Source organism: Paractinoplanes hotanensis (assembly GCF_023717965.1).
Lineage (GTDB): Bacteria > Actinomycetota > Actinomycetes > Mycobacteriales > Micromonosporaceae > Actinoplanes > Actinoplanes polyasparticus.
Genome location: NZ_JAMQOL010000003.1, coordinates 209,032 through 220,646, shown reverse-complemented (window position 1 = coordinate 220,646; position 11,615 = coordinate 209,032). Strand labels below are relative to the sequence as shown.

11 protein-coding genes are annotated in these 11,615 nt (G+C 71.9%); 9 read left to right on the top strand and 2 right to left on the bottom strand.

The genetic code is table 11. The features are described from left to right. Nucleotides 1–23 precede the first annotated feature (23 nt). Complete coding sequence (locus tag LXN57_RS02860) at nucleotides 24–809, top strand: YdcF family protein (RefSeq protein WP_251796406.1); 786 nt, start codon at nucleotides 24–26, stop codon at nucleotides 807–809. Here the strand turns inward: LXN57_RS02860 and LXN57_RS02855 are convergent. Continuing rightward, a complete protein-coding gene (locus tag LXN57_RS02855; RefSeq protein WP_251796405.1) occupies nucleotides 734–1,969 on the bottom strand; it encodes a fatty acid desaturase family protein in 1,236 nt (411 codons plus the stop codon). The genes LXN57_RS02860 and LXN57_RS02855 overlap by 76 nt on opposite strands. Before the next feature lie 12 nt (nucleotides 1,970–1,981). After that, the gene (locus LXN57_RS02850) at nucleotides 1,982–3,052 is read right to left on the bottom strand and encodes a ferredoxin reductase (protein WP_251796404.1); all 1,071 of its coding nucleotides are present in this window, start codon (nucleotides 3,050–3,052) and stop codon (nucleotides 1,982–1,984) included. 111 nt (nucleotides 3,053–3,163) lie between these two features. On the opposite strand from LXN57_RS02850, the gene LXN57_RS02845 reads away from it, so the two are divergent. From LXN57_RS02845 to LXN57_RS02810, 8 genes are all read left to right on the top strand, one after another. Then, nucleotides 3,164–4,348, top strand: coding sequence for a PucR family transcriptional regulator (locus LXN57_RS02845; RefSeq protein WP_251796403.1), 1,185 nt, complete (start codon nucleotides 3,164–3,166; stop codon nucleotides 4,346–4,348). A 133-nt stretch (nucleotides 4,349–4,481) separates the two neighbouring features. Next, the gene (locus LXN57_RS02840; protein WP_251796402.1) at nucleotides 4,482–5,390 is read left to right on the top strand and encodes an ABC transporter ATP-binding protein; all 909 of its coding nucleotides are present in this window, start codon (nucleotides 4,482–4,484) and stop codon (nucleotides 5,388–5,390) included. Nucleotides 5,391–5,460: 70 nt separating this feature from the next. After that, nucleotides 5,461–6,261 (top strand): ABC transporter permease, encoded by an 801-nt coding sequence (locus LXN57_RS02835; RefSeq protein WP_251796401.1) that lies wholly within the window; start codon nucleotides 5,461–5,463, stop codon nucleotides 6,259–6,261. Between the two features lie 391 nt (nucleotides 6,262–6,652). Then, nucleotides 6,653–8,101, top strand: coding sequence for a hypothetical protein (locus LXN57_RS02830; RefSeq protein ID WP_251796400.1), 1,449 nt, complete (start codon nucleotides 6,653–6,655; stop codon nucleotides 8,099–8,101). Further along, nucleotides 8,085–8,789, top strand: coding sequence for a response regulator transcription factor (locus LXN57_RS02825; protein WP_221375147.1), 705 nt, complete (start codon nucleotides 8,085–8,087; stop codon nucleotides 8,787–8,789). The genes LXN57_RS02830 and LXN57_RS02825 overlap by 17 nt, the downstream gene beginning before the upstream one ends. Next, on the top strand, nucleotides 8,786–10,219 hold the full coding sequence (locus tag LXN57_RS02820; RefSeq protein WP_251796399.1) for a sensor histidine kinase: 1,434 nt from the start codon (nucleotides 8,786–8,788) through the stop codon (nucleotides 10,217–10,219). Before LXN57_RS02825 ends, LXN57_RS02820 begins: the two co-directional genes overlap by 4 nt. A gap of 114 nt (nucleotides 10,220–10,333) precedes the next feature. Next, entirely contained in the window at nucleotides 10,334–10,639 is a 306-nt protein-coding gene (locus LXN57_RS02815) for a PadR family transcriptional regulator (RefSeq protein WP_251796398.1), read from the top strand. Beyond that, the gene (locus LXN57_RS02810; protein WP_251796397.1) at nucleotides 10,636–11,592 is read left to right on the top strand and encodes a hypothetical protein; all 957 of its coding nucleotides are present in this window, start codon (nucleotides 10,636–10,638) and stop codon (nucleotides 11,590–11,592) included. Before LXN57_RS02815 ends, LXN57_RS02810 begins: the two co-directional genes overlap by 4 nt. The last annotated feature ends 23 nt before the right edge of the window (nucleotides 11,593–11,615 follow it).

Sequence of the window (11,615 nt, the reverse complement as noted above, 5' to 3'; positions counted from 1 at the left end):
GCGTCCGGGGATACTTGCTGACCATGACGTCTTTGTACCGGGGCCCGGCTGCCGGGGCGACCGAATACCTGGCGGGGCACGTGAACACGCTGGTGGATTTCTGTGCGTTGCGCGATGTCGAGGTTGCGCGCGCCGGGGTGGCCGATGTCGCCGTGCTCTTCGGGGGCAGCATCCTGGCCGGTGGGGATGTCTTCGCGCGGGCGCTGGCGGACGGGGCGGCGCCGCGGGCGATGATCGTGGGTGGGCAGGGGCACTCCACCGATGCGCTGCGGGCGGCCATGCGCCGGCAGATGGGGTGGCCGGACGTCGACGGGCTGAGCGAGGCGTCGCTCTTCGCGCGGTATCTGCGGGAGCGGTACGACCTGAGCATCGACCTGCTGGGGCACGAGTCGACCAACTGCGGCAGCAACGTACGGGAAGCCTTGGACCTGCTGCGGGCCGTGCCGCACGAGCGGATCCTGATCATTCAGGACGCGTCCATGCAGCGGCGCATGGACGCCGGGTTCCGGTTGCTGGCCCCGGGAACCCGCGTCGTCAACTTCGCCGCTCACCGGACCCACGTCGACGACGAACTCCGCTACGACGACGCGCCGGCCGGGATGTGGGCCCCGGAGCGGTATCTGTCGCTGCTCATGGGGGAGATCCCGCGGCTCACCGACGGCCCGCAGGGGTACGGGCCGTCGGGGCGCGGGTTCATCGCCCGGGTCGACGTGCCGGACGAGGTGACGCGGGCCTACTCGGCGCTGAGGGCCACCGGCGTCGGCGTACCCAGACCGGCCGACCCCAGGTGGGCCGACGCGGGCGCCTGAGGCTGAGCGCGGCGCCAGCGGGTCGAGACGGCGGGGGCCTTCTTCTCCACCGGGCGGCGGACGGCGGCCTCGCCCCGGTTGGGCAGCGAGAGGCGGAAGACCTTGTACCAGGCCGACGCGACCTGTTTCGGCAGCGGGCCGCTGGTGTACGAGAGCCCGTACCGCTGGAAAAGGTCTTGGATCTTGGGCGCGATCTCCTTGTAGCGGTTGCTCGGCATGTCCGGGAACAGGTGGTGCTCGATCTGGTGGGACAGGTTGCCGGTCATCAGGTGCATGGCCGGGCTGCCGCTGATGTTGGCCGACCCGAGCATCTGGCGCAGGTACCACTCGCCGCGCGTCTCGCCCTCGATGGAGGTCTTCTCGAACGTCTCGACGCCGTTCGGGAAGTGGCCGCACATGATGACCGAGTGGCTCCACAGGTTGCGGATCACGTTGGCCGTCGCGTTGGCCGCGATCGTGTGGAGGAACGACGGGCCGGACAGCGCCGGGTGCACGATGTAGTCCTTGAGCACCTGCTTGCCGATCTTGCGGCGGACGGCCTTGAGGGCGGCGCGGAACTTCGGGTCCCGGCGACGCTCCTTGGTCTTCAGGTTCTTGCCCAGTTCCAGGTCGTACGCGGCGATGCCGTACTCGAAGAGCAGGGCGTTGACGAAGTTGTAGAACGGCTGACCCAGGTGCATCGGGTGCCACTTCTGGTCCTCGTCGACGCGCATGATGCCGTAGCCGAGGTCGTTGTCGCGGCCGATCACGTTCGTGTACGTGTGGTGCAGCTCGTTGTGCGAGTGCTTCCACTGCTCGGCGGGGGAGGCGTGGTCCCACTCCCACTTCGTCGAGTGGATCTTCGGGTCGCGCATCCAGTCCCACTGGCCGTGCAGGATGTTGTGGCCGATCTCCATGTTCTCGAGGATCTTGGCCACCGACAGGCCGGCCGTGCCGACCAGCCAGGCCGGCGGGAAGATCGAGAACAGCAGCACCCCGCGGCTGCCGAGTTCGAGCCCGCGCTGCCACGCGATCACCCGCCGGATGTACGCGGCGTCCTTCTCGCCCCGGCTGCCCATGACTTCGTCGCGGATGGCGTCGAGCTCGATGCCGATCTGCTCGATGTCCTGGGGCGTCAGGTGGGCGATCGGGCTGGACTTCTTGCGCTGGATCGTGGTCATGCAGGTTCCTCTTTACGCGTCGATCGTGCAGGGGCCGGCGGCGGCCGAGATGCAGGTCTGTACGGGGATGTTGTCGCCCGGTTCGGCGACGGTGAGCTGGCCGTCGCGCAGGTCGCGCACGGCGCCCTCCCGCAGCGGCAGCACGCAGCTGAAGCAGATGCCCATCCGGCAGCCGGACGGCATGAGCACGCCGGCCGCCTCACCGGAGTCGAGCAGCGGCTCGGAGCCGTCGGTCTCGACGACCGTGCCCGAGCCGGTGAACGTGACCGTGCCGCCCCCGCCGCTGTTGATCAGCGTGGGCCGGAAACGCTCGGTGCTCAGCCGGTCGGCGGCCTCGGCGTCGGCCCAGTGCGTCTCGAGGTCGTCGAGCATGTCGTTGGGGCCGCAGGCCCAGGTCTTCCGCTCGAACAGGTCGGGCACCAGCTCGTCGAGGTCGGCCGGTTTGAGCCGGCCGTCGGCCCGGGTGTGCCGCTCGATCAGCCGGATCCGGCCCGCGGCGGCCAGGGCGCGCAGCTCGTCGCCGAAGACGACGGCCTCGCGGGTGCCCGCCGAGTGCACGACGACGACGTCGGACAGCTCGTGCAGCGCGCTGCGGAGCATGCCCATGACCGGAGTGATGCCGCTGCCCGCGGTGACGAACAGGGCCTTGGCCGGCCGCGGCTCGCACAGCAGGAATTCGCCCGTCGGCACGTCGAGGTGCACGATCATGCCGCGCCGGGCCTTGCGGACCAGGTGGGTGCTGACCACGCCGTCGGGCACCGCGTTGACGGTGACGGTGAATCGGCCGTCGCGGCGGGAGGGCGGACTGGTCACGGAGTACGAGCGCCACAGCCGGACGCCGTCGACGTCCACGCCGACACGCACGTACTGGCCGGGCCGGTGCGTACGCCAGCCGCGACCCGGGCGGAGCACCAGCGTGACGCTGTTCTCCGTCTCCGGGCGGACCGCGTCGATCTTGGCGCGGAGCACCTGGGCATTGCGCAGCGGAGCGATCACGTCGAGGTAGTCGGTAGGCACCACCGGCGTCGTGATCAGCTCGACGACACGCCAGGCGCCGGACCGAAGGTTGCGTATAACAGCCACGTAACAAGAGTCCTACGTCGTCGGAGTAGATTCCTGACCAACCGAAGTGAAAGTGACCGTATTATTTGTTCACGGGGTACAAGACGCGGCGTCTAAACGGGAGAATTCGGTGTGACGGAGCCCCTGCCCGATGTAAGAAACTTTCGGCTCTCGCCCGAGGTGGTCGCGCCCCTGCGGAAAAGGCTGCAATACGTCGCATTGCAGACCATCGATGCCATCACGGCCGAGGTGCCCGCGTACGCCGACCCGTTCGCCGGCGAGCTGGGCCCGAAGATCGAGCGCGCCGTCATGGCCGCGCTGGGCACCTTCCTCCAGCTGGTCTCGCGTGCGGCCGGCCCCGATCCGCAGTCTCCGCTCGGGCCGGCGCTCGAGGGCGCGTACGCCCTGGGCCGCGGCGAGGCGCGCAACGGCCGCAGCCTCGACGCGCTGCTGGCGGCGTACCGGGTCGGGGCGCGCGTCTCGTGGCACGAGCTCGCCTCGATCAGCCTCAGCACCGGTCAGCCCGCCGCCACCATCGCGCACTTCGCCGAGCTGGTCTTCGCCTACATCGACCAGCTCTCGGCAGCCAGTGTGGCCGGGCACGCCGACGAGCTGGCCTCCTCCGGCCGGGCCCGCCTGCGCCACCTGGAGCAGCTGACCCAGGCGCTGCTCGCGGGCGAACCCGAGCACACGATCGTGGCGGCCGCCCGCCGCGCCGACTGGTCGCCCCCGCGCACCCTGACCGCCGTGCTCGTCCCCGAACACACCGCCCGTACGGTCGTGGACCTGCTGGACCGCCGCACGCTCGAGCTGTACGAGGCCGGCCCGGGCGCACCCGATTTCGCCGTGCTGCTGGTGCCCGACGCCTCGCGGGAGGCCCTGCTCGGTCTGCTGCGCGGCCAGCCCGCCGTGGTCGGGCCGGCTCGGCCGTGGCTGCTGGTCAAGGCCTCGTACGACCGGGCCGTACGCACCTTGCGGATGCCCGGGGTCACCGTGCGCACCGTCGTCGACACCGAGGACCACCTGGCCGCGCTGGTGCTGACCGCCGACGCGCCGGCCTTGGCCGACCTGCGGGCCCGGGTGCTGGCGCCGCTGTCGGACGCCCCCGAGGAGTCGGCCGCCAAGCTGGTCGAGACGCTACGCAGCTGGCTGCGCCACCAGGGCCGCCGCGAGGAGGTGGCAGCCGAGCTGTTCGTCCACCCGCAGACCGTCCGCTACCGGATGACCCGGCTGCGCGAGCTGTACGGCGATCGCCTGACCGACCCGGAATGGACCACAGCGTTGATCATCGCCCTGGCCGTGCGGGACCCCCGATAGCCGGTCGTAGGCGCTGACGTCACACAGTTTTCTGTGTGCTGGGCGGTCGGCAGAGCCTGGACCACGCACGCCTCACAGAGTTCTTTAAGAAGCTCTGCGGAAGCGGCCAGCGACCGCGGCCAGCATCGGCCGCATGAGCACGATTGACGTACGGGGACTGACCAAGCGGTACGGGCCGGAGACGGTGGTGGACGACCTGTCCTTCACCGTCGAGGCCGGGCAGGTGACCGGCTTCCTGGGGCCGAACGGGGCCGGCAAGTCGACCACCATGCGCATGATCATCGGGTTGGCCGTGCCGGACCGGGGGTCGGTGACGATCGGCGGGCGCCGGTACCGGGACCTGCCGGTGCCGCTGGCCGAGGTGGGGGCGCTGCTCGACGCCGGGGCGGTGCACGGCGGGCGTACGGCCTACGACCACCTGCTCGCGCTGGCGGTCAGCAACGGGCTGCCGAGGCGGCGGGTGGGCGAGGTGCTGGCCCGCACCGGGCTCGAAGGGGTGGCGCGCCGGCGAGCCGGGGGCTTCTCGCTCGGCATGCGCCAGCGGCTCGGCATCGCGGCCACGCTGCTCGGCGACCCCCGGGTGCTGATCTTCGACGAGCCGGTCAACGGGCTCGACCCGGAAGGCATCCGGTGGGTACGCGATCTGATGCGCTCGCTGGCCGCCGAGGGCCGCGCGGTGCTGGTCTCCAGCCACCTGATGAGCGAGATGGCGCAGACGGCCGACCACCTGATCGTCATCGGGCGCGGCCGGCTGATCGCCGACACGGCGGTGAGCGAATTGACGCGTACGAGTGGTGAAGGCACCGTGCTCGTGCGGGCGCCCGAAGCCTTCGCGCCCCAGCTCGTAGCGGCCGGGGCGGCGGTGCGGGAAGGGGTCGAATCCTCGCTCGTGGTGTCCGGGATGAGCGCGGCCGACATCGGGAAGCTGGCGGCCTACCACGGGGTCGCGCTCAGCGAACTGACGCCGCAGCGGGTCTCGCTCGAGGACGCGTTCATGGAACTGACCCGCGACAGCGTCGAGTTCCAGGGGGTGGCGGCATGACCGCGACCGTTACCGCAGGGCAGGCCGGCTTGGGCCGCAACCTGTCCGTTTCGTTCCAGGGGGTGGCGGCATGAGCACGACTGTTACCGCGAGCCGGGTCGGCTTCGGCCGGACGTTGCACGCTGAGTGGATCAAGCTGCGCAGTCTGCGGTCGACCTGGTACACGCTCGCCTGCCTGTTCGCGGTCGGGCTCGGCATCACAGCGCTGTCCTCCAACTCGGCGGGCCAGGCGTGGGAGACCGCCACCGAGGCGGACCGGCTGGCCTGGGACCCGACCGGCCGCAGCCTCACCGCGTACATCGTCGCTCAGCTGATCGTCGGGGTGCTCGGCATTCTCGTTGTCACCTCGGAGTACGCGACCGGCCTGATGGGCACGACGCTGACCGCCATGCCGCGCCGGACCCGCGTGCTGGCGGCCAAGGTGGCGCTGGCGACGGTGATCGCGGTGGTCGCCGGCGAAATCCTGATGTTCGGATCGTTCCTCATCGGCCAGCCGTTGATGGCCCGGCAGGGGGTGCCGACCGCCGAACTCGGCGATCCCGGGGTGCTCTCGGCGGTCGTGGCCGGCGGGCTCTATCTCGGCGCGATCGCGCTGCTGGCTATCGGGCTCGGCGTCATCATGCGGGCCACCGCGGGTGCGCTGGCCACTCTGGTCGGCATCGTCTTCCTGGTGCCGGCGGTGGCGGGGATCTTCCCGTCGTGGCTCGAGGGCCTCTTCAACTTCTGGCCGACGCTGGGCGGGTCGGCCGCTCTGTCGACCGTCCCCGATCCGGACTTCCCGCACCCCTGGCTCAACCTGGGCGGTATGTGCGTGGGCGTGGCCGCCGTGCTGGTCGCCGCGTTCGTAGCCTTCCGCCGTCGTGACATCTGATGACTTCTCGACTGTCGGTAGCGGGGCTACTTCCGATGACGGAGCGGTTCTTGGTCACTCAGCAGCTTTCAGTGTCGCTGCGGTTATGGGCGGTGGCGCAGGGTCCGGTTTCTCCTCGACTGTCGTCAGCCGAGTGATGTCGATGGTTGAGCGACTGTCGATGGCGTGGCGGCGTGTGGCGTCACGGGGCGATCGGGCAGAACAGGGCGGTCGGGCGTTACCGAGCGGTCGGGCGGCGCCGAGCGGTCCAGCGGCGCCGAGCGATCCGGCGGCGCCGAGCGATCCGGCGGCGCCGAGCGATCCGGCGGCGCCGAGCGGTCCGGCGGCGCCGAGGGTTGGGGCGAAACCGAGGAATCGGTTCGGCTGGGGGCGTCTGTCCAGCGCGGGGAATGTGGTCGAGGGCGCGTTGACGGGCGTCGCGGCCGTGCTGGCGATGGCCGGAAGTGCGGTTGCCGCCCTGCTCTTGCTCGACGGCGGGCAGGTGGGGCGGCTCGAACGGCTGACAGCGGCGATTGTCGCGATGGCGGCGGGCGCACCGGCTCAGCTCGCCGCGACGCCGTCGGGCGGACTGCCGATCGCTGTGCACGGCCGGGTCGACCTGATGCCGCTGGGCGTCAGCGTGATCGGCGCGGTGGTGCTGGGGACGCTGGTGCTGCGTCGCGGTTGCAGCGGGCTGCTTGTGCGTGGCGCATCGGCGTCGGCGGTCTTCACCGCGGGCGTCGGCGTGGTCGCTGCTGCGGCGCGGGGAACGTTGACTCTGCCGACCGGCAGCGCGTCGGCGGCCTCGGGGGCACCGGCCTGTCCCGGCGGTAGCGGATTGCCTGGTGGCCTAATGGGTGGTCTCGGTGGTGGCGGTCTGCCCGGTGGTCTCGGTGGTGGCGGGTTGCCAGGTGGTCTCGGTGGTGGCGGTCTGCCCGGCGGCCTCGGCGGCGGCGGGTTGCCAGGTGGTCTCGGTGGTGGCGGACTGCCCGGCGGTCTCGGAGAGGGCCGGTTGTTCGGTTTGTTCGGTGGTTCCGGCGGTGGCGGTCTGCTGGGCGGCCTTGCCGGTGGTGGGGTGCCCGGCGGGACCGCGCTCGATGCCGGGTTTGTGGTCGGCGTCGGCCCGGCGGTGTGGGGTGCGGCGGTGGGGGCGGTCGTTGTTGTCGCGCTTTGTTGGCTTGCCGCGCGGGTCCCGGCCGTCGCGGGTGGGCTGAGGGGTCTGCGGTGGCCGGTCGTCGGGCTCACGGTCCTGTGCCTGGTTGCCGCGTGGGTGATCGGCGGTCCTGCGGCCGCCGGCGTCGGTGTGCTGGGCCTGCCCTTTGTAGTGCTGGGCGGGCTGCCGTGGGCGGTGCATACCGACGGCATGCTCTCCTGCGTCCTGAGCGCTGGCGCCGGACTGCCGGGCGGGGGCCCGCCTGCGGCGCTGATCGATGGTGACCTTGGTGTTGCGACTGCTCTGTCCGCTGTTGTGATGCTTGGCTTCGGTGTCGCGGCCACGGCGGGAGCTCGACATGTTGAGTTGACTGACATGTTGATGCAGTCAACATGTCAGTCAACACGTCGGGCGATAGGTGGCAGCACCGCTGTCGCGCCGCGAGCTCGACGCGGGGCGTGGCGACGGGCTTCGGTGCGCGCGGCCTGGGTCGCGCTGGCCGGCGGCGTGCTGCTGACTGCCCTGGCATTGTTGTCGCGGGTATCGGCCGGGCTCACGGCACAGGCGTTCATTCTGACAGTGCCGTTGCTCGACGTACGGCTGGCGGTCGACCCGTGGGTGGCAGCGGGCGCCGGGGTGGTCGCGGCGGCGACGGGCAGTCTGCTCGCGAGCGCGTTCGTAAGCTGGCGCCATGACGCCTCGCGATGAACGCCTGCTCGTGGTGGACGACGAGGCCACCGTACGGGAACTGTTGTCGGCGACCCTGCGGTTCGCGGGCTTCCGGGTGGTCTCGGCCGGCACCGCGGCCGAGGCCCTCGCCGCCGCCACGGCCGAGCCGCCCGACCTGGTGCTGCTCGACGTCATGCTGCCCGACATGGACGGCTTCGAGGTGGTCCGGCGGCTGCGGGAGCAACGCACGCAAGGACGCAGCGGCCCCGTCCCGGTTCTCTTTCTCACCGCGCGGGACCGGCAGGCCGACAAGGTGACCGGGCTGTCGCTGGGCGCCGACGACTACGTGACCAAGCCGTTCGACCTCGAGGAGCTGATCGCCCGGATCCACGCGATCCTGCGCCGCACCAACGGATCCCACGCGGACGTGCTGAGCGTCGGCGCGCTCGCGCTCGACGCCGAGGGGCACCAGGTGACCCGGCACGGCCGGCCGGTCCGGGTCTCGCCGACCGAGTTCCGGCTGCTGCGCTACCTGATGGAGAACGCCGGCCGGGTCGTGACCAAGGCGCAGATCCTGGAACGGGTGTGGCACTACGACTTCGGCGGCGACGCCAGCATCGTCGACACGTACATCTCCTACTTGCGGCGCAAGGTCGACGCCGAGGAGCCCAAGCTGATCCAGACCGTCCACGGCGTCGGTTACGTGCTGCGGGAGCCCCGGTCGTGAGCCTGCGCGTGCGCCTGCTGCTGATCACCGCGGCCCTCCTGCTGGCCGGGCTGGGCCTGGTCGGCACGGTCGTCTCCGACCGGCTGGAGCACTACCAGCTCGACCGGCTCGACACCCAGCTGACCTCCCTCACCTCGCTGATCTCGCGCCTGCCGGCCGACGGGCCGCGGCCGGCGAGCACGGCCGTCAACGCCGGCCTGCTCGACCCCGCCCTCGACCTGATCGGCGCCCCGTACCTGGTGTATCTCGACGCGGACGGCACGGTTGCCGAGGGCGTTCTCTCGTCCCGGCTCGACCGGTCGAGCCTGCCCACGGCGGCTGAGTTGCGGACGATCCCCACCGATGGGACGGGCGTCTTCCTGCCCGCGGCCGACGATTCCGACCGCTGGCGCGCCGTCGCCGAACAGACAGTGGGCTGGAACGGCACGGTCATCGCGGCGGCGCCGATGGCCGAGGCCGACGCCACCGTGGCCCAGCTGCGTACGACCAGCCTGGCCAGTGGGGGAGTGCTGCTCGTGGTGCTGACCGGGCTCGGCTGGTTCGCCCTGGGCCGGGGGCTGCGGCCGTTGCGCCGCATCGAGCACACCGCGGCCGCGATCGCCGCCGGTGACCTGACTCGGCGCGTGCCCGGCCTGGCCGGGCCGGGCACCGAGATCGGGCACCTGGCGGACTCGCTCAACACGATGCTGGGGCAGCTCGAACGGGCCTTCGCCGACCGGGCCGCCTCGGAGGCGCGGATGCGGACCTTCGTCTCGGACGTGAGCCATGAGCTGCGTACGCCGTTGTTCGTCATCAAGGGGTCGACCGACCTGCACCGGATGGGCGCGCTGGCCGACCGGTCCGATGTGGACGCGGCCCTGAGCCGGATCGGGCGCGAGGCCAGCCGGCTGACCGCGCTCACCGAGGACCTGCTACTGCTGGCCCAGCTTGACGACGCGCCCGAGGGTCAGCTCGACCGCGCCCCGATGGACCTGCGTACGCTGGCCACTGACGCCCGGCACGACCTGCGCGCCCTCGACCAGTCCCGCCCGGTCGAGCTGACCGGACCTGGCGGCGACGGCTCGCCCGGCCCGGCCCCGGTCGACGCCGACGAGGCCCGCCTGCGCCAGGTGGTCACGAACCTGGTCGGCAACGCCGTCGCGCACACCCCAGCCGGAACAGCGGTGCGCATCGGCGCGGGCACAGTGGACGGACGGGCCGTTCTCGAGGTGGCCGACAACGGCCCCGGCATGACGGCCGAGCAGGCGGCCCGGGTCTTCGACCGCTTCTACCGTACGGACCGGTCCCGCACCCGCGCGGGCGGCGCCAACGCCGGGCTGGGCCTCTCGATCGCCCGCTCCCTGGCCCGGGCCCACGGCGGCGACGTCGAACTGGTAACGGCCGTCGGGCACGGCTCCTGCTTCCGGCTCGTCCTGCCGGCGACGCCGTAGTCACGGTGTGGCCGTCGGCGCGGCAGTCCGGCTCCTCGAAGACTCCGAAGTTTCGAGCCGTGAGCGGCGATAGCACGGTTGACGTTATATCTCGTCAGCCGTACTGTCGTCGCCGTGCCCGAACCGACCCTCCTCATCCTGACCGCGCTGTCGGCCCAGCCGCTGCACGGTTACGGGATCGTCCAATCCGTCCTGCTCCTGTCCGGTGGGGAGGTGAAGCTGCGGCCGGGCCTGCTGTTCGGCGCACTCGACCGGCTCGACCAGCAGGGGCTTATCGCCGTCGACCGGGAGGACGAGGTCGGCGGGCGCGTCCGCCGCTACTACCGGCTCAGCGACCGGGGCGCGGCCGTTCTCGCCGCGCAGCCCCGTCCCCGGGCCACCGTGGCTGTGCGGCCCAGCCTCGCCGGGGGTGCCGCATGAACCGGTTGCTGGTGGCTTTCCCGGCCCGGCTCCGCCGCAAGCACGGGGCCGAACTCATCGAGACGATGGTCGAGATGGCCGGTCCCGGCGGCCGCCCGACGCCCGCCGACCGGGCGCGGCTCGTGCTCGACGGGCTGCGCGAGCGGTTCCGTCCGCCGACCCGCCGCCCGCTCGCGGTCGTGGCGGCCGTGCTGGCACTGCTCGTCGGGGGCGCGCTCGGCGCCGCGGCCGGCTCCTGGCTCGGCACCTTCGGCTATGCCGCCCTGCCCGACGTCAAGGCGCTCGGCGAGCGAGTGCTGCCGCAGGTCGAGCACGCCTCCGGTGCGGGCAATTACATGTACGCCCAGGGGCCGCTCGTCGCGGGAGCCGACGCCCGGCAGGCCGCCGAGCAGATCCGTCAGCGACTCGCCGCCGACGGCTGGCGGACCGGGCCGGTGCAGGACGGCGCCGACGTGCACTTCCCGGCCCACGGTGAGGGCGTGCAGCTCGACGTCCACATCTATCCCGAGGTGAGCCTCGTCGACCTCGCCGGCTGGCCGTCGCGTCCGGGCTCGTACGTTCCGCTGACCGTGACCGGGCTGCTGCTGGGCCTGGCTGGCGGGTGGCTGGCCGGGGTGGCCCTGGCCCACCGGGTACAGGCGGCACGCCGGCCGTGGCGCAGCGCCGCCCTCGCTGCGACCGGGCTGCTGCTGGTCGTCCCGTCGGCGGTCGGGTTCGTGGCCTCGCTGGTGCGCTACCTGACCGTGTCCGAGCCGCTCGGCACGGGTGAGCTGGTGCACCCCTTCGGGTTTGCCTTCGGGCCCACGATCGACCTGCTGCGGGCGTACGACCTGGGGGAGGGGTGGTACCTCACGCCGAGCGACTTCCAGCAGCTGCCGCTCTACGGGTTCGCGCTGATCGTCGTGGCCGCGATCCTGGCCCGGCCGCGCCGCGAGTTCGAGGCGGTCGCGTGACAGCGCCGGCGCGGGATTCGTAA

Excerpts from the sequence above, each read along its gene's own strand:
- LXN57_RS02860 (WP_251796406.1), top strand. The coding sequence starts at position 24 with ATGACGTCTTTGTACCGGGGCCCGGCTGCCGGGGCGACCGAATACCTG.
- LXN57_RS02855 (WP_251796405.1), bottom strand. The coding sequence starts at position 1,969 with ATGACCACGATCCAGCGCAAGAAGTCCAGCCCGATCGCCCACCTGACG.
- LXN57_RS02840 (WP_251796402.1), top strand. The coding sequence starts at position 4,482 with ATGAGCACGATTGACGTACGGGGACTGACCAAGCGGTACGGGCCGGAG.
- LXN57_RS02835 (WP_251796401.1), top strand. The coding sequence starts at position 5,461 with ATGAGCACGACTGTTACCGCGAGCCGGGTCGGCTTCGGCCGGACGTTG.
- LXN57_RS02825 (WP_221375147.1), top strand. The coding sequence starts at position 8,085 with ATGACGCCTCGCGATGAACGCCTGCTCGTGGTGGACGACGAGGCCACC.
- LXN57_RS02810 (WP_251796397.1), top strand. The coding sequence starts at position 10,636 with ATGAACCGGTTGCTGGTGGCTTTCCCGGCCCGGCTCCGCCGCAAGCAC.